At 61.0% G+C, this 20,018-nt stretch carries 15 protein-coding genes; 5 read left to right on the forward strand and 10 right to left on the reverse strand.

What is annotated here, in order from left to right; genetic code table 11:
• Positions 1-422 precede the first annotated feature (422 nt).
• Entirely contained in the window at positions 423-3,752 is a 3,330-nt protein-coding gene (locus ACFO3S_RS06150; protein ID WP_378093416.1) for a DUF5107 domain-containing protein, read from the reverse strand.
• 134 nt (positions 3,753-3,886) lie between these two features.
• Here ACFO3S_RS06150 and ACFO3S_RS06155 point away from each other — a divergent pair, with 134 nt between their 5' ends.
• The 5 genes from ACFO3S_RS06155 (at position 3,887) to ACFO3S_RS06175 (ending at position 8,241) form a co-directional block, all read left to right on the forward strand.
• Complete coding sequence (locus tag ACFO3S_RS06155) at positions 3,887-4,087, forward strand: hypothetical protein (RefSeq protein ID WP_378093418.1); 201 nt, start codon at positions 3,887-3,889, stop codon at positions 4,085-4,087.
• Between the two features lie 83 nt (positions 4,088-4,170).
• The gene (locus ACFO3S_RS06160) at positions 4,171-4,410 is read left to right on the forward strand and encodes a hypothetical protein (RefSeq protein WP_378093420.1); all 240 of its coding nucleotides are present in this window, start codon (positions 4,171-4,173) and stop codon (positions 4,408-4,410) included.
• Positions 4,407-5,531: a GerAB/ArcD/ProY family transporter gene (locus ACFO3S_RS06165; RefSeq protein WP_378093422.1), complete on the forward strand. Its 1,125-nt coding sequence runs from the start codon at positions 4,407-4,409 to the stop codon at positions 5,529-5,531. Before ACFO3S_RS06160 ends, ACFO3S_RS06165 begins: the two co-directional genes overlap by 4 nt.
• A complete protein-coding gene (locus tag ACFO3S_RS06170) occupies positions 5,528-7,030 on the forward strand; it encodes a spore germination protein (protein WP_378093424.1) in 1,503 nt (500 codons plus the stop codon). Before ACFO3S_RS06165 ends, ACFO3S_RS06170 begins: the two co-directional genes overlap by 4 nt.
• A 20-nt stretch (positions 7,031-7,050) precedes the next feature.
• Positions 7,051-8,241 carry a Ger(x)C family spore germination protein gene (locus ACFO3S_RS06175; protein ID WP_378093426.1) on the forward strand — a complete coding sequence of 397 codons (1,191 nt, stop codon included), beginning with the start codon at positions 7,051-7,053 and terminating at the stop codon, positions 8,239-8,241.
• On the opposite strand, the gene ACFO3S_RS06180 is transcribed toward ACFO3S_RS06175, so the two are convergent.
• The 9 genes from ACFO3S_RS06180 to ACFO3S_RS06220 all read right to left on the reverse strand — a co-directional run bounded on the left by ACFO3S_RS06180 (position 8,216) and on the right by ACFO3S_RS06220 (position 19,940).
• A complete protein-coding gene (locus ACFO3S_RS06180) occupies positions 8,216-9,760 on the reverse strand; it encodes an FAD-dependent oxidoreductase (protein ID WP_378093428.1) in 1,545 nt (514 codons plus the stop codon). The two genes, ACFO3S_RS06175 and ACFO3S_RS06180, sit on opposite strands and share 26 nt — an antisense overlap.
• 42 nt (positions 9,761-9,802) lie before the next feature.
• Entirely contained in the window at positions 9,803-11,851 is a 2,049-nt protein-coding gene (locus tag ACFO3S_RS06185; protein ID WP_378093430.1) for an MMPL family transporter, read from the reverse strand.
• Positions 11,848-13,080 (reverse strand): beta-ketoacyl-ACP synthase II, encoded by a 1,233-nt coding sequence (fabF, locus tag ACFO3S_RS06190; RefSeq protein WP_378093432.1) that lies wholly within the window; start codon positions 13,078-13,080, stop codon positions 11,848-11,850. Before fabF ends, ACFO3S_RS06185 begins: the two co-directional genes overlap by 4 nt.
• Positions 13,081-13,096: 16 nt before the next feature.
• Positions 13,097-14,242 carry an NAD(P)/FAD-dependent oxidoreductase gene (locus ACFO3S_RS06195; RefSeq protein ID WP_378093434.1) on the reverse strand — a complete coding sequence of 382 codons (1,146 nt, stop codon included), beginning with the start codon at positions 14,240-14,242 and terminating at the stop codon, positions 13,097-13,099.
• A complete protein-coding gene (locus tag ACFO3S_RS06200) occupies positions 14,226-14,966 on the reverse strand; it encodes a methyltransferase domain-containing protein (protein WP_378093436.1) in 741 nt (246 codons plus the stop codon). The genes ACFO3S_RS06195 and ACFO3S_RS06200 overlap by 17 nt, the downstream gene beginning before the upstream one ends.
• Entirely contained in the window at positions 14,963-16,060 is a 1,098-nt protein-coding gene (locus ACFO3S_RS06205) for a type III polyketide synthase (RefSeq protein WP_378093438.1), read from the reverse strand. The genes ACFO3S_RS06200 and ACFO3S_RS06205 overlap by 4 nt, the downstream gene beginning before the upstream one ends.
• Before the next feature lie 284 nt (positions 16,061-16,344).
• On the reverse strand, positions 16,345-16,998 hold the full coding sequence (locus tag ACFO3S_RS06210; RefSeq protein ID WP_378093439.1) for a FusB/FusC family EF-G-binding protein: 654 nt from the start codon (positions 16,996-16,998) through the stop codon (positions 16,345-16,347).
• Positions 16,999-17,287: 289 nt separating this feature from the next.
• Positions 17,288-19,201, reverse strand: a complete 1,914-nt coding sequence (locus tag ACFO3S_RS06215) for an FtsX-like permease family protein (protein WP_378093441.1) — start codon at positions 19,199-19,201, stop codon at positions 17,288-17,290.
• Entirely contained in the window at positions 19,176-19,940 is a 765-nt protein-coding gene (locus ACFO3S_RS06220) for an ABC transporter ATP-binding protein (RefSeq protein WP_378093908.1), read from the reverse strand. Before ACFO3S_RS06220 ends, ACFO3S_RS06215 begins: the two co-directional genes overlap by 26 nt.
• Positions 19,941-20,018: the final 78 nt, after the last annotated feature.

Consider the following 20,018-nt stretch of genomic DNA (forward strand, 5'->3'; position numbering starts at 1 on the left):
TTCTGACCCAACCTTTTTTATGTTCATCCGCAATCCTGTGTTGAGCGCCCGTTCTCCTTTGGCAGATTTGTTTCCGTATTCCTCAACCAACGGCGATTTGGGGAGACCGTTCCGCTTTTAGTTTACATAATATTATTTATGTCATCTTATTTCATTTTTAATCCCCATCGGTACCCTTTTTGAAAATAAATTTAATGTGATTAATAATGTTGGACGAGTTACCGTATACGGACGCTCCGTCCAGCAGCGACCGACCACTTCGTACGGAACCGGGCCACGCCAGTTCGGGCAGATTCCGCTGGAGCCCGCCGATAAAACAACGACCGAGGACAGAGACGGCCCGATGCCGTTTTCTGTCCCCGGTCGCTTATTCTCCGTTCCGCATTCTCTAGCCCTGGGCAGCGAGACTGGCTTCGCGGCCGTTACTCGCAGAGCCTGCGATGCGCCGCCGCGCCCGAATGGTTCGGATCCAGCGCCAGCACGGCGTCCAGCTCCTCCTTCGCCCTCTCGTAGCGGCCAAGTCCGATCCAACCGAGCCCCATCATGTAGCGGCAGTGAATTTCGTTGCGCTTGTTCAAGTCGTCCTCGAACACGAGGAAGTCCGGAAGCGACACGGCGAAATAATCGAATTTCACGTCGTCGAACAGATGCTTCTCCCCGTACTCGATCAGCTTGTTAAAGCGCCGGCGCGCTTCCGCTTCGTTCCCGAGCTTCTGCCAAGCCATGCCTTGATAGAAAATCATATCGGGCGGCTGATCGTTGTAATACATCGCGCTCGCCGGCTCCTCCAGTCCTTGCGATGCGATGGCGAAGTGCTTCCGGGCCTCTTCGGCGTCGTTCAGCCCCAGATAGGCGCAGCCCAAGTAATAGTAGATATTGTTCTCCTGCGCGCCGGCAAGCTTGCCTTCGCCCAGGTTCTCCGGATAGACGAGCGCCTCCCGCAGCAGCGCCGCCGCCTTCTCGAAGCGTCCCTCTTCCATCTCCTTCTTCGCCCACTCGACGCGGGAGAACACATGCTGTCCCGTCGTCTTCCCTTCTCCGCCTTCCCACGGATGGAACTTGCGATCGGCGAGCGCTGCGGCGGCTTCTACGTGCCGACCTAGCGCATTCAGCAGCGCTACGCGTTCGAGATACAAGTCGTCCCGCTTATCGACCAGTTCGGGATGCGATTCCAGCTTCGCGAGGCGCTGCTCGGCGGAGCGTCCGAGCTTCTTGTACAGCTGATCGAGCTCGTACAGAACGCGAGCGTCGTCCGGTCCGCAGTCGAACGCTGTCTCCAGCGAGCGCAGCGCCGCTTCGGCGTCTTCCAGCTTGTTGTAGTAAGCAAGCGCCAGATTCCGATGCACGGTGGCGAAGCCTCCGCAGGACGAACGGGCCGCTTCCCAGCGGGCGATCGCCTCGCGATGACGGCGCTTGTCGTACAGCCAGTTGCCGAGATAATAATGGGCGAAACCGTCGGTCTCATCCGCGCGAACCGCGCTTTCCAGCGCCAGCAGCTCGAACAGCGTGTTCGGGAAGCAATAGTCGGGCTTCGACGCGCGTCCTGCGGCGCGGTGAACTGCCGCCTGCTCCGGATTTCCCGAGCGCTCGTACAGATAGGCGAGCGCGTAATGCACCGTCGGATACGCATCCGCTTCCGAACCGCTCAGACGGAGCAGCCGGTTCAGCACGCCGGCCGCTTCTTCGTACAGGCCTGCTTCCGCATAATCCGCCGCCAGATTCATATAGTTGTGCGCATCGTTCCTCATTAACCGGGCAAGCTCCGCTTCGGCCGCCTCCGCCCTTTGGCTCTCCGCAAGACTCGCCAGCGCCAGTCCGCGCTCCCATGCCGATCCGAAGTCCAGCGCATCGAGCCCGATCGTCTCTTCGGCGTAGGCGATCGCTTCCGACGCTCTCCCCAGCTTGCGCAGCAGCGCGGCGCGCAGATGGCGGGCTTTGTAGTTGTGCGAATTGCGAACGAGCCCGCGATCGACCAACCCGAGCGCTTCTGTATAGTTCCCCTGTCCGGCGGCGATGAGCGCCAGAGAGAAGAAGCCCGCGTCCTGCCAGGCCGACGACCAGGTCGCCTTGTAGAACGCCGCGAACGCTTCCTCCATGCGATCCTGCAGCTTCAGCGCCAGACCGAGCTGATAAAGCGCTTCGCTGTCGTAAGGGTTCGGGTTGCGCCACGTCAGCGACTTGACTGCCGTACGGAAGCATTGCTCCGCATCGGCGAACAGACCTCTTCGCAGCAGCAGCGTGCCGTAGGCGACATTAATCCGGATGTCCGACGGATCGCGCTTCAATCCTTCGAGGTAATAGGCTTCCGGCTCGAACGTCGCGTGGCGGTACTGCTCCAGATGCAAGCCGGCCAAATAGAGCTGTTCGTTCGTCCGCAGCTCGGTCGGCTCCGGCAGCGGCTTCGCGGCTTCCGGCACCTGCTCGATGGACGGCTTCGCCGGTCGGTACGAGATGAGCGTGCGGCCTTCGCGGTCGCGGACGAATACGGTCAGATCGTACGCGCGATCCTCTTCGTCCAGCGGGACGATGGACTTGAACGTCGACGTCGGCGACAGTTCGACAGTCTCGAGAATGTAGGTCCGCTTGCGCCCGCGCAGCTCGACGACGGCTCCCGCGAACACGCTTGTCGCATAAGCCATAACGGTCGCCTGACGCGTGCCTTCGTCCACCTCCAGGTTGACCGCCGCGTCGATCGAGGCGTTCTTCACGACGCCGATATCCTTGTAAGGCATGAAGTACTGCTTGAACGATTTCTCTTCATACGGGGCAAGCCAGGTGAAGTCCGGCTGGTTGTCCGTGTAGACGCCGGTCATCAGCTCGATGTAAGGCCCGTCCTCGTCGGTCAGATTGCGGTCCCACGCCTGGCCGAACTCGCCGTTGCCCCACGTCCACTGCTTCTTCCCGGGAGAGACGTGATGATTCGCCACATGCAGCAGTCCGGCCTGAACGCCGTGATCGTAACCGCCGACGAAGTTGTAGTCCGACTTGTACGCCATGTACGAAGTCGGCACCGGGATGTTGCGGTAGCGTGAAATGTCGACGCCCGCCGAGTAGTCCTGCTTATAATACGTGCCCGTCGCGATCGGGAACCGGGATACGTCGCGCTTGCCGTGATCGAATACGGCGGTAACGTCCGGGGGAAATACCGATTGCGTATAATCGTTGACGGCGACGGCCGGATTGGCCCACCAGAGGAACGTCTGCGGCATCGCCGTACGGTTGTAAAGCTGCGCCGATATTTCCAGATACGCTTTGCCCGGGTGCAGCGTAAAGCCGGTCGTCACCTTCGTGCCGTACATGCGGTCGATTTCGCTCACCCACACCGTCGCGCTGCCGTCGCCGTTCTCAGCCAGCCGATATTCCACCGGTCCGTAGGTGTTCGGCCGATGATGCTGAGGCCAGTTGAATTCGATGCCCCCGGAAATCCAGGGCCCGGCCAGGCCGACCAGCGCCGGCTTGATCACCCGGTTGTAGTAGACGAAATCGTAATCGTTCGTCTTGTCGAGCGCCCGATAGATGCGTCCGCCAAGCTCCGGCATCACTTCAATGCGCACGTACTCGTTCTCCAGCACGACAATCCGATACGGCTGCGGGCGCTTGTCGTCCAGAATCTTGTCGACGACCGGATACGGGTACACTTTGCCCGAGCTTCCCTGGTACACCCTTTTCTCCAGAAACATCGGATTCCGATCCGGCTCTCCGATGCCGTAGGTCGGAATGTCCACCAGCTGCTCCTTAATCGTAACCGCCATTCGCTATCACTCCTTCTCGCTTCTGTACCTCTCCAATGTACGCCGAAAGCGACGGAGATCCAATCGACGGAATTCGGTTTGTGATGGATAATATTCTGATTCGATATCCTTATTTATATCGTTTAACAGGGGATATGAACGATGCGATGAACGATTTTCTGAAAAAAACAAAGGATGTCTCCGGCAGCGAAAAATCGTTCCAGATATGCAGCGCGCTGAGTACAATCGCCGTCGCCGTTACCGGCTTGAGCGGCGGCATCCTGGTCCGAATGAAGCCGGGCGTGGTTCAATCCGTCGGCCACATCGCGTCCCGCTTCTTCGCCGCTTTCGCTTGAGCGGCGTATACTTTTCTCTTTTCCAACAAATACTAATCCGGCTTTAACCGACCACATTTACAAATTTAGAGGACGGGCCTGCCATGCTGGAGAAAACCGCGCTCAGTCTGCTGTTCTTTTTCGTCGTTCTGATGGGCGACGCCAGCCGTCTGAGCAAGCTGAAACGAAAAGAAGCGTTGCCGTATGCGGCTTTCCTGATCGCCGCGCTCTATCTGATGGTTATCTTCATAGGGGAATTGCCGTGGCCGAATCTGACCGACTTGCTCCAGGCCGTATACGGATGGCCGACGGAGCAGCTGATTCGGCTGCTGACCGTCCCATGAAAGCGGAGTCCGCCTCCGTTAATTCGTTTCAGCTGGCCTGCATGCTGGTCGCCTTTTCCGCCGGCTCGGCGATCGTCTACATTCCCAACCCGATTAGCGAGAAGGCCAAGAACGGCGCCTGGCTCTCGATGATTCCGGCGTTCGGGTTCGGACTCCTCATACTCGCCTGCATTCTTTATTTGCACGGCAAGCATCCGGGCAGAAGCTTGATCGCATACAGCCGGGAACTGATCGGCGGCTTCCTCACGTCCGTCGCGGCCGTCCTTTTGATTGCCATGTGTCTGTTTGCGGTCTCCGCCATCACTGCGGGGATCGGCGACTTTTTTACGACGGTGATGATGAAGGAAACGCCAGGTTACGTGTTCAACTCGCTCAGCCTGTATACGGCGGCGCTGACCGCGCGTTCGGGCATCAAGGTGATGGCGAGAATGTTCCTTCTGCTGATCACGGTCATGATTGTCTGCGCGGTCGCCGTCATCGTGCTGGCCATCCCGGACTATCGGCCGGAATTTCTGCTTCCCCTGCTTCCGCACGGATGGAGTCCGATCTTGCACGGGACGTTCATCGTGGCCGGGTTTCCTTTCGGCGAAGTGTTCTTTTTCTCCATGCTTCTTCCTTTCGCCAGCGCCCGGCGCAAGGAGCTCGGCCGCAAACTGCTGCTGGGATTTGCCGTCAGCGGGACGCTGCTCATGCTGTCGACGCTGAGCACGCTCATGGCGTTCGGTCCGGTGGCGGGGACGATGAAGTATTCGCTGTTCCGGTTGGCCGGAGAGATCGAAATCGCCGAAATTATTCAAAGAATCGAGGCCGTCATTGGGATTGCCCTGATTCTCGGCTCGTATATGAAAGCTTCCATCTTCTTGTTTATTTTCAATCGGGTGCTCGCGGAGTGGCTTCGTTTGGACGACGACCGGATATTGATTTTTCCGACCGGGCTCGTGTGCTTGATGCTGTCGATTACGATGTTCGAAAATCCGGCCTCGTTCGTCGATCAGGTGTACGGAATCTGGCCCTTTACGGTCATCGCGGTCGGCGGCAGCTACGTCGTCCTGCTGACATTCGTGACCCTGCTCAGAACGATGATGCGGCGACCCGCAAAAGGCGGAGGTGCGCGAAGATGAACGCCAAACCAGGCAACGATACGATTTCTCCTTCATTAGCCGACAACCTGGAACGAATGAAGGAAGCGATCGGCGGCAGCGACGACATCATCGTCGATTGCTGGCATTACGGGCCCGACCTGCGCTATCGCGCTTTTTCCGTATACAGCCACGCCCTGGTCGACGACGCCTCCAACCATGCGATGAAGTCGACGCTGCAGAGCCTGATCGCTCATGAGCTGGGTCCTGCGGAGAACGTCACGCCCGGACACGTTCGAAGCTTCTTCGAGCGGGGCGGAGTATCCGCGACGCCCTACGCTCTGCTGAGCGGGACGAACGAAGCGATCGACAAAGTGCTGAACGGCTACATCGTTCTCTTCTTCGACGAATGGGACCGGGCGCTCGGCTACAACGCCATCCAGGTGCCGCAGCGACAGGTGACGGAGTCGGTCAGAGAACCGAGCGTGCAGGGCCCTCGCGAAGGGACGATCGAGAGTCTGAAGGCCAACCTCGGCATGATTCGGCAGCGGGTCAAGTCTCCGCGTCTTAAAGTGCGTTACGTGACGGCCGGGAGCGAGCTGCGGACGACGATCGCATACGCATATTTGGAGCAGGCGGTCAACCCGGACGTACTGGACGAGTTTCTGCAGCGACTTCAGGGAATCGAGCGGTACGAAGTTCCGGAAACCTCCTATGTCGAGGACTGGATCGAAGACTCCACCTACTCGCCCTTTCCCCAATACCGGTATACGGAACGTACCGATACGGCGGCTGCGGCGCTGCTTGAAGGCAAAATTCTCGTCATGGTCAGCCACTCGCCGAACATTCTCATCTGTCCGTCAGTGTTCGTCGATTTCTTCGGCACCAGCGAAGACTATTACGGGCGTACCGTTATTTCATCGCTCATTCGTCTGCTTCGTCTGCTGGCTTTCTTCATCGCGCTGACGCTGCCGAGCATGTATGTGGCGTTGTCGACCTTCCATCCCGAGCTGATCCCGACCGTTCTTCTTCTGGCCATTCTGGACACTCGGGAGGGCATCCCGTTCCCGGCTTTCCTGGAAGCGCTGGTGATGGAGATCTTGTTCGAGCTGCTGCGGGAAGCGGGCATTCGCCTGCCGCGTCCGGTCGGATCCGCCGTCAGCATTGTCGGAGCGCTCGTTATCGGCCAGGCGGCGATTACGGCCCAGATCGCTTCTCCGATCATGGTCATCGTTGTCGCGCTGACCGGAATCGCCTCGTTCGCCATTCCGCATTACGAAATGGGCGTCGCTCTTCGAATCATCCGGTTTCCGCTGATCATCGCCGCCGGTCTGCTGGGGGGCTTCGGCATCATGATCGTCGCTTTGCTCACGCTTCTCCATATGACCCGGCTGCATACGCTGGGTCAGCCGTACTTGTCCACGCTGGCCCCGCTCAAGCCGAGAAATTTCCGGGATCTGTTCATTCGGGTTCCGCTGAAGGCGTTCCTGCGATCGCCGCGCAACCGGCAGCTGCGCCGAAGCGGACAAAACCAATCCTGAAGCGAAGGAGCTTGCCGTGCATGAAACCGCTCGTTTCGATGCTGACCGTTGGAGCCGCCGCGCTCGTTCTGACCGGATGCTGGAGCAATATGGAGCTGACCGACCGCGGATTCGTGCAGGCTGCGGCGATCGATGCGGCTCCCGGCCTGGGCGGCTACCGCCTCACCACGCAAGTCTACAAGCCCGGCGGCGCGATGAAGGAATCGCCGACGCCCAGCAGCCAAAACTCCTATATCGCCATTATGACGGAAAACCGCTCCTTGCTGGGCGCCGTCCGGGACGCAACGAACGATCTGGGCAGAAAGCTTCAGCTGAGCCATATGAGAGCTCTGCTTATCAGCGACCAAATCGCCAAGACGAGACATATCGGCCAGCTGCTCGATTTCTTTACGCGGGATCACGAGCCGCGCGGGGACGTCTCGGTCATTATTACCGAAGGAAGCGCGGGCCGTTATTTGCTCATTCCGCCGTTTATCGAATCGACGCTGGGCCAGCAGTTGAAGGAAATCGAACACAAATCGTCCTCGTATTCGGGCAAATCGATTCCGGTTACCCTGACCGACCTGGACATTCGCTCCAAGAGCGAGGTCCCCATGGCGATCGTTCCGTATTTCCGGCTGCAGAAGGATCATCACAGGCTGTCCACTGCGCACGGGCTTGCCATTGTCGACTTCTCGGGAGGCATGATGTCAGGCTACATCCCTCCTCCTTTGACGCCTTATACGCTGATACTGATGAACGTATTTGCGGGCGGGGTCGTGGATCTGCCCTGCGAAGGCGGCGGCGGGAAAAACTCGCTCTCGGACTCCTTCGAAATTTTGAAGGTCGGGACGAAAATCCGTCCCGTCGTCCGCGGAGACGCTCTTACGATCGGAATTCAGGTTCGGCTCGAAGGCTCGATCGGCGAGCTCGGCTGCCGTAAAGCCGTTACCCGTGAAGAAATCGCGGCGTTTAACGAGCAAGTCGCGCAATTCTCGAAAGACCGGTTAGGAGAGGCATTAGAGCGGCTGCAGAAGGAGAAGGCCGACGTGATCGGCGTCGGCGAGCAGCTTTCTCGTTACCGCCCCCACCTGTGGCAGCGGTGGAAGCCGGGATGGCCCAAACGCTTCGCAGACGCCGATTCTTCGATTCAAGTCCATGTCAAGCTGCTGAACACCGGCGTCCAGAGCGGAGAGTCCCCGTTCGTCAAGTCGGAGAGCCAGTTTCAATGACCGGGTTCTCCAGTCTGGCGAGCGGCTCCTTGGCCGGGCCTTCCACCACCTCGCCCGTATACGAGAATCTCGAGCCGTGGCACGGGCAATCCCAGGTGCGATCCCCGTCGTTCCAATTCGTCTCGCATCCCATATGCGTGCAGGTCGTATCGACGAGGTGCAGGTTCCCTTCGGCATCGCGGTAGGCGCCCGCCCGTTTGCCGTTAATCCGGACGGTCGCGCCTTCGCCGGGAATCAGGCTGCCCGGCGTGCGGTAGACGATATCCATCTTCCCGGCGATCCATTGCCTGGCGACGTCCGCATTGTCGACAACGAAGGACTTGATATCCGGATCCGCATGCAGCCGGTTCGGATCGAACAATTCCCTGTAGCGGTCCTCCTGCTCCAGAACGAGACGGGCCAGCAGGCGGGCGGCGGCCGTTCCGTTGGACATGCCCCATTTGCGGTAACCCGTGGCGACGAGCACGCGGTCCGAGCCCGGCGCGATCTTCCCCGCGTACGGCATCTTATCCAGCGTGACCAGGTCCTGGGCGGACCAGCGATAAGCGATCTCCTTCACCTTAAACGTCGATTCGGCGAACGATCGCAGCGCTTCGTAATGACGGATCGTGCAGTCGCTCTGTCCGGTTTTATGCCCGTCGCCTCCGATCAGGATGAGCGGCTCCTCTCCGTCCTGCGCAACCCGAACCGAACGCTTGGGCTTGTCGGCGCTCAAGTACATCCCGCCGCCGTATTTCTGCGCGATTCGGACTCCCAGCACGTACGACCGTTCCGAATGCATGCGGGCAAAATAAAAGCCTTTCCAGTCGGGAAATGGAAAATGGGATGCGCAGATCACATGGCCGCAGCGGATTCGCACGCCCGTTTCCGTCACGACGACAGGAGAATTCCCCTCCTCGATCTTCATCGCCGTCGTATGCTCGTAGATTTGCGCTCCCGACTCGGCCGCCTTTTGAATTAATGCCGTTAAATAAGCGACCGGATGAAACCTTGCCGCGCCGTGCATGACCAACGCTCCGCGGACGCTTATCGGCAGCGAGACGCGGTCCGTAGGCTCGCCTTCGATCCCGAGCTTCTCGTAGGCGCGCCGTTCGTTCTCCAGCTTGTCGACCGACGAATCCGACTCCGTATAGACATACGAAGCCTCATCCGACAGATCGCATGCGATGTTCTCCCGAGCCGCAGTTTCACGGATGAAATCGATCGCGTCGCGATTGGCCTCATAGTACAGACGAGCCTTTTCCTCGCCAAAGTGGCGGATGAACTCATCGTAGATTAAGCCGTGCTGAGCCGTCATCTTGGCCGTCGTATGGCCCGTCGTTCCGTGTAGAACGCGTCCGGCTTCCAGAATGACCGTTCTCTTGCCGGCGCGGGACAGCAGGTAACCGGCCGTAATTCCGGTTATTCCGGCGCCAACGATGACGACGTCGGCGTCCGTATCTTTCGTCAATCGGGGATATTCCGGCAGACGGACCGACGACGTCCAGTACGACTGGGGAAATTGGGGAAGCTGATTCATCGGGTAGGCTCCTTTTGACCGTTAGAGATTGGACATCCTGGATTAGTTTCTCGCAAACGGCATCCACCAATTCCATTTTCCGAAACCTTTCATCCAGGCCGGCACCAACACCATGCGCACGACCGTCGCATCCAGGAAGATCGCAGCAGCGATGCCGATTCCGAGCTGCTTCACGCCCGACACTCCGGCCAGCGCGAACGGTGCGGTAACGGCGATCATGATCGCCGCCGCCGGCGCGATCAGGCTGCGCGAAGCGGCCATGCCCTCGCGGATCGCCCGTTCGTTGTCCCTCGTCTTCAAGTAGCTTTCATACATCCGGGACAGCAGGAATACGCCGTAATCCATACTGATTCCGAACGTCAATCCGAAGATGAACACGGGAACCATGATCGCGATGTCGGTCGCCTCCAGGCCGAAGCGCCCTTCCTGGAACAGCCAGGCGAGCAAGCCGTAAGAAGCCGCTATGGAAGCGAGATTCATCGCAACCGCCTTGACGGGAATGAGAAGGGAACGGAAAGCCGCCGCCAGGACGATCAGGTTGGAGAGAACGGCGAAGAGCAGCACGAACTTCAGTCGGCCGAACACTTCGTCTCTCACCTCCTGATGATATTTCGGCTCGCCTCCGATTTTTACCTCGAGTCCCTTATACTCCCTTTCCCGGTCGCGCACCCAGCTTATCGCTTCCTTCGACGCTTCCTCCCCTCTCAGCCACACGGAGAACCAGCGATGTCCTTCCTCGCCGAGCCGGCTTTCCAACGGCTCCGCGAGAATGACCTGCGGATCCCGTTCGAGATCGTAAGCGATTCGCCCGGCACCCGAACGGTTCTCCGGACTTACCGCGATCCAGACGCGCGATGCCGGCCCGGGGTTAAAATGCTGAGCCAGCGTCTCGGCTGCCAGACGCGATTCCCGGCTCTGCGGCAGCGATTCGGGGCCCGGCACGCCCACCTCCAGAGAGCGAAGCGGGCTCATGCAGACGATCAGCGCGACGGAGGCTAGCGACGCCGCGAGCAGAGGACGCTTCATGACCGCGTTCGACAGCGCCTGGCCGAAGGTGTCCCTTCGCGTCGCTCGAAGGGCTGCCTTCGGGGCGGGCAGGCGGCGCCGGAGCGCATACAGCATCGCCGGAACAAAAGTCAGATTGACGAGAAGCGAGACCGCGAGGACGACGAGCGCGCCGAGGGCCACCGTATGGAACAGGGGCATGCGAATGAAGAACGCGCCGATCAGCGCCAGAACGACGCAGCCTGCGGACACGGCCACCGCTCTCCCCGATGTGGCGGTCGTCTTCCGGAGAGCCTCCCGGGCGCAGCTGCTCCTGCGCTCTTCGCGGAATCGGCCCGCCATCAGCAGCGCGAAGTCGATGCATACGGCCATCCCCGCCATCGGCACGACGTTATGCACGAATACGGACAGAGAAAGGCCGCCGTACGCGCCGATTCCGTACAGGATGCCCATGGAGACGATTACGGTAATGCCGCCGGCCGCGATCGGCACGATCGCGGGCAGCAGGCCTCCCAAAGCGGCGGCCAGCAGCGCGAAGGCCGCCGGCAGCCCGATCGTTTCCGCCGCGCGCATATCCGTCCGGCTTAACCGGTTGACGTCCTGCTGGACGACCGGCTTTCCCGTCAAAGCCGCCTCTATGCCGGAACCGCCTATGGAAGCTTGCTCGCGTATTCGTTCCAGCGCAAGCCGCTTGTCCTCGGCTCGCCCGGGGAGAAGGTCTACTGCGGCGAAGGCGTATTCGCCGTTCCTCATCTCCGGCCGCTCCAGAGGAGATGCGGCGACGAAGGCGCCGCCGATTCGGCCGATCCGGTCCAGCATGCCGGCGATCGACGTCCGGAAATCGTCCTCGGGCAAGCCGCCCGCGTTGCGGAACAGGACGATGACAGGCTCCTCCGGCACTCCGAGCTCCCGCGACAGCAGCCCCCGAACCTCGGCGTACGGGCCGTCCGTCTCCAGACCGTGATCGCCGAGCACCTGCGGCAGCTGCGCCGCGAACGGGGCCAGACAGGCCGCGAGCGCGAGCCAGAAGCCGATCACACGGCGGCGATGCCGAATGGTGAAGTCCGCAAGCCGGCGGAACGTCATCGTCCGAAAACCAGCACGGCATTGTGGCCGCCGAAGGCGAACGTGTTCGACATGACCGCTTCCAGACGTCGGCGTCTCGCCTTATTGGGCGTGTAATCCAGGTCCAGCTCCTCGTCCCGCTCCGAGTAGTGAACGGTCGGCGGGATCACTCCGTCTCGCAGCGCAAGCACCGACAGCACCGCCTCTACCGCCCCCGAGGCACCGAGCAAATGCCCGGTCATCGATTTGGTCGAGCTCACGGAAAGCTCGTAGGCGCGGGAGCCGAACGCCGTTTTGATCGCGCGGGTTTCCGCCGCGTCGTTCAGCGGCGTGCTGGTCCCGTGAGCGTTCAAGTAGCCGACGCTTTCCGGCGTCAGGCCGGCGTCCTCCAGCGCAAGGCGGATCGCTCTGGCCCAGTCGCTTCCGTCCGGGCGCGGCGCCGCGATGTGGTGAGCTTCGCCGCCGGAGCCGTAGCCGAGCAGCTCGGCGTAGATGCGCGCTCCTCTCGCCTTGGCGTGCTCCCAAGCCTCGAGCACCAGAACGCCGGCGCCCTCTCCCATCACAAATCCGTCCCGGAGCTTGTCGAACGGGCGGCAGCCGAGCGACGGATCGCTTTGGGGGGACAGCGCCCGCATCGCGGCGAACGACGCGAGTCCGATGCGGCAGAGGGGAGCTTCCGCGCCTCCGGCGATCATCGCGTCCGCGTCGCCTCTGCGAATTGCGCGAAGCGCCTCCCCGATCGACTGCGAGCCCGAAGCGCAGGCTGCGGCCGTGCAAGAGGTGATCCCCTTCGCGCCGAAACGGATCGCCACCCGGCTGGCCGCGAGATTGGGCAGAAACATCGGGAGCGCGAACGGCGAAACCCGCCCGAATCCGTGCCGGAGCGCTTCCGTCATTCCCGTCTCGAACGTCGCAATGCCGCCGACGCCGCTGCCGATCCACACTCCCGTCCGCAGCGGATCCGCGTTGTCGCCGGCGGCCAATCCGCTGTCCTGCAGCGCCTCCGCCGCCGCGGCGATCGCCAGCTGCGCGAAGCGATCGGTCGTTCTCGCTTCCTTGGCCGACATCGTCCGCAGCGGATCGAAGCGTTCGGCCGCCGCACCCAGCTTCACCGGCAGCTCCGCCGTCCGTTCGCCGGACAGCAGCCGAATGCCCGATACGCCGCTCACCGCGCTGCGCCAGGTCTCCGGCACATCCGCTCCGATCGGAGTGACGCAGCCCATCCCCGTAACCGCTACTCGTCTGTTCATCGATACCCTCTCCCGACTAGTTTCTCCATCTGGTCGCCCGCACGAGCTGCTCCGCCGCCCCGGGCAGAAGCGCTCCGGCTCTGAGCAGCCAGGCGGCAAGCGCCGGACGGGTCAGCAGACGCTCCAGCCAGCCGCCCCATCTCAGCGCCCCGGCAAATTGCCGGCGAATGTGCTGCGAGTAGATCTTCTCCCATTGTCTATAGGTGCAATCGCCGCGCAGATAAGCGTCGGCCAGCGGCGCGCACAGCTCGGCGGAGCGCAGAGCCATCGACATGCCGTCCCCGCAGAACGGCGGAATCGCCGCCAACGCGTCGCCAACGCCGGGGATTCCGTTCCAGGGGATCGGCCGGGAGCGGATCGGCACAGGAGCCGCCGCCGCCTGCGTCCCCGGCACGGGAACTGCCCTCTGCAGCCTGCGGCCCAGCGCCGGAATGCGCTCTGCGGCTCTATCCAGAATGCTCCCGAGCGCGTCGGCAGGTCCGTACCGGCGGCAGGCGGACAGGGTGACGATCGCCGCGACGTTCAGACGTCCGTCCTCGATCGGGGCCAGTCCGACATAACCGTCCCGGAAAAAATAAAGATCGACCGCCGCGTCGGAGTCGACCGTCGCATAGTGCGATTTCATGCCGACATACGCCTTGCCGGCGTCCGCCGTCCTCCCCGGTGCGCTCGGCGAAGTGAGCGGATGACGTCCCCACGCGGCGATGACGGCGCGCGCCCTCAGCCTTGCTCCGCCGTCTTTGGCCGAGAGCGCGACGAGACGGCCGCCTTCGGCTTCCGCCACCTCGGCGACCGTCGTTCCTGTATAGACGCTCGCCCCTTCGTTATGCGCAGCCTGCTGCAGGGCGGCGTCCAGCGCTCGTCGGCTCAGTCCCAGCGCGGGTCCGGGCAGCGGGATTTCCAGCGATACGCCTCCGCTGTCCGCATGCAGGCGGACGGTCGTAATCTCCGCCGGCCGCAGGGCGGCGATCGTCCTGTCCAGTCCCAGCGCCCGCAGCGTCCCGAGCGCCTCCGGCGACAGAAACTCCCCGCACGCCTTATGGCGAGGAAACCTGCTTCTGTCGAACAGCGCAACCTCCCGTCCTCGTCTGGCCAGCGCATGCGCGACGGCGCTTCCGGCAATGCCAGCGCCGACCACGACGACGTCAAAGTCCGTTCGCATCGTCCTCGGCCTCCTGTCTTCTCACGATTACCGCATAGCGGAACAGCGGCCGCCAGCGGTAAGCCAGCTTGTCGGGCTCGACCCGCTCGGCCAGCCTGCGCCAATCGCCCGCCCGGAAGCCTTTGGCCACAGACAGAGGGCCGTCATGACGGATATACCGGTTGCGCGACAGAAGACGGACGGCCAGCCATACGGCAGCCCACGCCAGCCGGTGCCGGTGAATGTCGCTCAGGACGACGCCCAGCCGCGAAGCCGAGAGCATTCGCTTGACGACGTCCGGCAGCCGCTCCTCGGCGAAGTGATGCGCGAGCTGCGAGGCTGTCACGATGTCCGCTTGACCGTCTTCGAGCGCGAACAGATCGAGCTTCCTGAAGGTCGCTCTGCGCTCGTTGCGAAACAGCATCGCCGCCTCCGCCTCCGCTTCCTCCGTCACGTCCGTCAGAACGACGTTCAGCTTAACGCCCCGCCGTTCGGCCCATTTCAGCACCCGCAGATTAATATCGCCGCAGCCGCAGCCGACGTCGAGAACCGTCAGCGTATCCGGTCTCCCCGCCTGTTTCCATAATTGATTAATGCCATAAATTATCGGACCGCTAGCGCCGAACAGCCGATTCAGCCTGCGCAGATGACGGAGCGCTTCCCGCAGCGGCTCTCCCCCGGTCGAGAAATCGTCCATCCGTTCGGGCTGGCCAGAACGCCGCTTCAATCCCCGAGATCCGCTCATGGAACATACGAGAAGCGGACCATCTCGACCGTCATTCCGGGACCGAACGCCAAGGCTAGGCCCTGCTCTTCCGTCCCGCCCGACTGCCGTAGCCGCTCCCTCATTCGGTTCAGCACGAACAGCACGGCCGCCGACGACAGGTTGCCGTACTCGCGGAGGATGGCCCGGCTGTCCGCAGTCTGCTCGTCCGTCAGACGGAAGGCCGACGCAACGGCGTCGATAATGCCTCGGCCGCCCGGGTGAATCGCCCATCGCTCGGGCATTCGCTCGTCCGTCCAGAAAGCGCGAACCGCTTCGGGAGCCTCGCGGCCGATCCGCTCCGGAATTTCCGGAGAAAGCCGCAGCCGAAAGCCGAAGTTGCCGATCGTCCACTGCATGTCGTCTGCGGAGCCCGGTATCGCGGCCGCTTCGGCTTGGTGCAGGACGAGCTGGCCCGCTCGTCCGGCTTCTGCCCGCTCCACCACGCAGGCCGAAGCGCCGTCGCCGAACAGCGAGGCGGTGAGCAGCTGATCCCGCTCGAAGGACGGCTGAATATGAAGGGTGCACAGCTCCGCCGCGACGACAAGCACGCGCGCCAGCGGATCGCGGCGAACGATCTCCTCCGCCCTTCTCAGCGCTGTCAGTCCCGCCGCGCAGCCGAGAAACGTCAGCGGGACGCGCTGCACGTCCGCGCGCATATCCAGTCGCGCGGCCAGCTCCGCGTCCAGTCCGGGCAGAAACATCCCCGTGCAGCTTGCCGCCGTCAGATGCGTAATCTCGGAAGGGAGAACCCCGCTGTCGCCGAGCGCCTTGCGGGCGGCTTCCACGGCGAGCGGGACGGATGCGGTCCGATAGATCGACAGCCTCTCCTCCGTGGTCGGAACCAGGTGCGGGGGAGCTCCCGGGACATAGCGGCATCCGTCCGCAGCCTCCAGCAATTCGGGCTCGCACGTATACCGCGTCTCCACTCCGCTATGGGCGAAAATCCGCTGCACCCATCTGGCGTCCGCAGGGCGCTCTCTCATCGCCTCCCGCAGCCGACGCGAAGCGTCCTCCTGCTCCAGCCGGTAAGGCGGAACGGCCGTGCCGATGCCTGTAATGGCGATCCGATCCATCGCGCAAACCTCCTTTCCATTCCATTCGGACAAGAAGTCGTATAGTCAATATATGAAGGAGCCGAGACGCTCATGCCAGGCAACGCCAAGACGCCCGCGAACGGATCGCGAGCTAAATACACATAATAATTATTATGTAAACTAAAATAGATATGAGAGCTAAAATGGAGATTCGGAGGCGTCCCTAATCCGAACCTGCTCATGAAGAGAGAGCGCCTAAGACGCTCTCTCTCGGTCGTTATTCTGATTCGCCCTTCCGGCCCGCTGGCCTGCAGCCCGGCGGCCTAATCCAGCACCGAGCGTATGAAGCTTTCCAGCGCCGACGGATCGGTAATGTTCCGGTTGCATTCGCTTCCGTTCAGACACAGATAGTTGCCTACCGCCTTGTAATAGTCGGGCGTGCTGTTCGGCGGACGTTTTCTCGTAACGGCGGAGAACAGCGCGAGCTCGTCGTACCGGCGGCAAATAAAGCAGTAGTTCTTTTTGTTCGTGGGCGTATACTTGCCTTCAATGCCGACGAATTTTCCGTCCAGCGGATAGACGAGAAACAGCCTGTTCGTCGCGATGTCAACCCAGTTCAAGTAAGTCACGTAACGATAGTCGATCGCGGCAAGATCGGGCAGCTTCAGCTTTTTGCTTTTGGGGAACAGCTTCGTGATCTGCGCCTTGTCGATGGTCGGGAACTCGGCCAGATGAGGCTCCAGAGAACGGACGTAACGGGCGTAGTCGTCCGGCGTCTGAATGTTGACGATCTCCCCCAGCCGTCCGAGCTGCTCGCTTGTCGCATGCGGGAACATTCCGGCGATGCCGGCTTCGGCTCCGGCTTTGACCGATTCGACGACTTTGCGGTCGGAAGCGTTCCGAACGGCGCTCAGCACCGATTCCGCATGCTTCTTAATGGCATTCAGTTGATAATTGACAATAAACGCGTCCCTCATTTGGACTTCAGCTCCTTATTTGTTGGGTACAAACAGGCGCAAAGCCGAATGACGGAAACGATGCACGTCTTGCTTAAGGGGCGATAGGATGAATCAAAATTCGCCTCATGCAAAGTATCGCCTCCGGTTCGGGCTTTGCATGAGTCCGGCGAGTCCGACAATCTTTGATTGTCAATCCCATCAACCTCCCTTCGTCGAATATTCGTTTAGTATAGAACACCCCTCCCTTCTTTCGCAACCGGACGGAACGGCGCCCGCGCCCCTGCATCCCCCGTTCCTTGCACGAAATCTATACCCTGACCTCTTTCACGTAACGCGCCCGAATCAGCAGAAAATACGCGATCTGAATGAGCAGGAACGTCCCGAGCACCGACAGCGACGTCGTCATCAGCGAGGTGCCCAACATGTTCTGCATCGAGGTGAGCGCCACCGCGCCGTGCACGAGAGCGACGACAATCGGCACGAAAAACAGAAGCATCAGCTGCTTCGTGACGATGCCGGACAGCTCCCGCTCGGTCAGACCGAGCTTCGCGATCGACTTGAACTTGGCCCGGTCGTCCGGCAAATCCGCGTACAGACGGAAGTACAGGAAGCTTCCCGACGCGACGAAAAATACGGCGCCGATAAACAGACCGATGAACAAAATGATGCCGAAGCTCTGGTTGACCAAGTAGAGCTCGTAAGCGACGGATACGAACTGGCTGCGGCTCTCCTTCAACTGCTGCTCAAGCGTTTCGCCGGCCTTTTTCGTCTTCCTCCATTCGTCGACGTCGAACGCGTAGAAGCGTTGGACGGACGGGTGCTCCAGCTGCTCGTACTTCTCGTCGGAGACGACGTAATAAGGCTCGAAGATCGGCAGCATAACGGACGATTGCACTCCGCTCGGATTCAGCTCGACCGCTCCCGCCTCAAGCACGGCCTTCTCGGCTGAGGGCACCGGATGGCCGGATAACGACGGGTTCGCATAGTAGATCAGCATCGACTCGTCCGATTGGAGCTCGACCGGCTTCTCTCCGGCAGCCTCCGCCACGGCGTTGAATTCGGAAGCCTTCACGACGACCACGCTTTTCTCCGAATCCGATCTCATCTGCGACGACATCGACACCTGGAATTTGCGGTACTCGATGCTCTCGTTTCGCAGCGTCTGTTCGATCGCCGCAAGCTCCGTCTTTTCCTGATCGGCATCGACCGGCGTTCCTTCGGCGTCGGACGAAGTCTCGCCGCGCGGCGATGCCGGAGTGTATTCGATGGCGAACGGGTTTTCTTCGATCAGCGCGTTCGTCATCAGCGTCCGAAAACCGACCAGAGAGCCGATCGCCGAGAACGCGACCGTCGACAAGATCGCCACCATGAAAAAAGTCCGGGCATTGTCCTTCATCCGATAGGCGAGGTCAGACAGAAACAGCATGTTCGTCCCGCGCCAGAAGAAGGAACGCTTGCGGCGAGCTTTATGGATGACGTATACGCTTAGCTGCGTAAACAGGAAATAGGTCCCTACGATCACGATCAGCGTCACCGGAATCATCGCCGCGACGACGCTCAAGCCTTTAACCGTAAGCGCGATCGCGTAGCCCGCCCCGATCAGCAGCGCGGCCAGCAGCGACAGCAGAACGGAAGCTTTCGGCTCCTTCTTCGGCATCGCGCTCCCTTTAATCAGATCGATCAGGCGATGGCCGCGCAGAATGACCACCGTGAAGGCGGAGATGACGACGAACAGCAAGAGGAAAGCGGCCAGCGTCAGGGCGAGCGCCTCCCACGGCAAATAAAATTTCAGCGTCTCGTCCAGCCCGAGCATGTTTTCCGCCGCCAGCAGCATCACCTTGGCCATCACAAGTCCCAGGCCGATGCCCGCCGCCGTCGCGCCGAAGCCGATCAGCACATTTTCCAGAAACACCATCGTCTTCAGTTGGGAGTCGCTCATGCCGAGCATGACCAGCAAGCCGAATTCCTTTTTTCTCGTCTTCAGAAACGCGCTCATCGAATAGAGCACGAAGAAAAACGAAAACACGTAAATAAGCCCTTCGGAAAAATGCATCGCGACCGACACGTTGCTGTGGACGTTCTCTCCGGACATGTCGGGATGAAACGCGAACACGGCATAGACGAAAAACGCCATAACGGAAAAAGCGCTGCTCAAAAAATAAGCGGCGTACGTGCGCTTATTGCGCATGACGTTGTTATACGCGAATCGTCGAAAGGTCATGCGCGTTCCCTCCCAGCAGCGACAGCATGTCGATGATTTTCTGGAAGAACGCCTGCCTGCTCTCCCCGCGGTGGATCTCGTTGTACAGCTGTCCGTCCTTGATGAAGACGACGCGATGGCAATAGCTGGCGGCGACCGCGTCGTGGGTAACCAGCATCATCGCCGTCCGTTCGGAACGGTTGATCGCGCTGAGGATTTCCATGACGTCCTTGGCCGACTTCGAATCCAGATTGCCCGTAGGCTCGTCCGCGAACAGAAACTTCGGCCGATGGATCATCGCCCGGGCGATCGCCGTCCGCTGCGCTTGGCCGCCGGAGATTTCATAGGTTCTCTTGTTCAGAATCGACTCGATCCCGAGCTTGCCCGCAATCTCCCGAACCTTGCCTTCCATCGCTCTGACCGGCTCCCCCTCCAGCGTCAGCGGCAGCACAATGTTCTCCTCCACCGTCAGCGTGTTCAGCAGATTGAAATCCTGGAACACGAAGCCGAGCTCCCGGCGACGGAAGCGGGCCAGCTCGCGCTTCTTCAGCTTATGCGGATTCCGGCCGTCGATCAGCACCTCCCCCGTCGTCGGGGAGTCGATCGCGGCGACCAGATTCAGCAGCGTCGTTTTGCCGCTGCCGGACGGGCCCATAATGCCGACGAATTCTCCTTGCTCGACCGACAGGTTGATGTCGGTCAGCGCCTTCGAAGGCACCTTCCCTCCGTAGATTTTGGTAAGTTGACGTACGCTCAGAATTTCCATTTCTTTTTCTCTCCCTATCCGGCCGTCCGAAGCCGGCTTGATGATCTCATTGTAGCTGCGGAGAGAATGACG

The sequence above is a fragment of the Cohnella hongkongensis genome (assembly GCF_042654645.1).
Classification (GTDB): Bacteria; Bacillota; Bacilli; order Paenibacillales; family Paenibacillaceae; genus Cohnella; species Cohnella hongkongensis.

Excerpts from the sequence above, each read along its gene's own strand:
- ACFO3S_RS06150 (WP_378093416.1), bottom strand. The coding sequence starts at position 3,752 with ATGGCGGTTACGATTAAGGAGCAGCTGGTGGACATTCCGACCTACGGC.
- ACFO3S_RS06155 (WP_378093418.1), top strand. The coding sequence starts at position 3,887 with ATGAACGATGCGATGAACGATTTTCTGAAAAAAACAAAGGATGTCTCC.
- ACFO3S_RS06160 (WP_378093420.1), top strand. The coding sequence starts at position 4,171 with ATGCTGGAGAAAACCGCGCTCAGTCTGCTGTTCTTTTTCGTCGTTCTG.
- ACFO3S_RS06165 (WP_378093422.1), top strand. The coding sequence starts at position 4,407 with ATGAAAGCGGAGTCCGCCTCCGTTAATTCGTTTCAGCTGGCCTGCATG.
- ACFO3S_RS06170 (WP_378093424.1), top strand. The coding sequence starts at position 5,528 with ATGAACGCCAAACCAGGCAACGATACGATTTCTCCTTCATTAGCCGAC.
- ACFO3S_RS06175 (WP_378093426.1), top strand. The coding sequence starts at position 7,051 with ATGAAACCGCTCGTTTCGATGCTGACCGTTGGAGCCGCCGCGCTCGTT.
- ACFO3S_RS06180 (WP_378093428.1), bottom strand. The coding sequence starts at position 9,760 with ATGAATCAGCTTCCCCAATTTCCCCAGTCGTACTGGACGTCGTCGGTC.
- ACFO3S_RS06185 (WP_378093430.1), bottom strand. The coding sequence starts at position 11,851 with ATGACGTTCCGCCGGCTTGCGGACTTCACCATTCGGCATCGCCGCCGT.
- fabF (WP_378093432.1), bottom strand. The coding sequence starts at position 13,080 with ATGAACAGACGAGTAGCGGTTACGGGGATGGGCTGCGTCACTCCGATC.
- ACFO3S_RS06195 (WP_378093434.1), bottom strand. The coding sequence starts at position 14,242 with ATGCGAACGGACTTTGACGTCGTCGTGGTCGGCGCTGGCATTGCCGGA.
- ACFO3S_RS06200 (WP_378093436.1), bottom strand. The coding sequence starts at position 14,966 with ATGAGCGGATCTCGGGGATTGAAGCGGCGTTCTGGCCAGCCCGAACGG.
- ACFO3S_RS06205 (WP_378093438.1), bottom strand. The coding sequence starts at position 16,060 with ATGGATCGGATCGCCATTACAGGCATCGGCACGGCCGTTCCGCCTTAC.
- ACFO3S_RS06210 (WP_378093439.1), bottom strand. The coding sequence starts at position 16,998 with ATGAGGGACGCGTTTATTGTCAATTATCAACTGAATGCCATTAAGAAG.
- ACFO3S_RS06215 (WP_378093441.1), bottom strand. The coding sequence starts at position 19,201 with ATGACCTTTCGACGATTCGCGTATAACAACGTCATGCGCAATAAGCGC.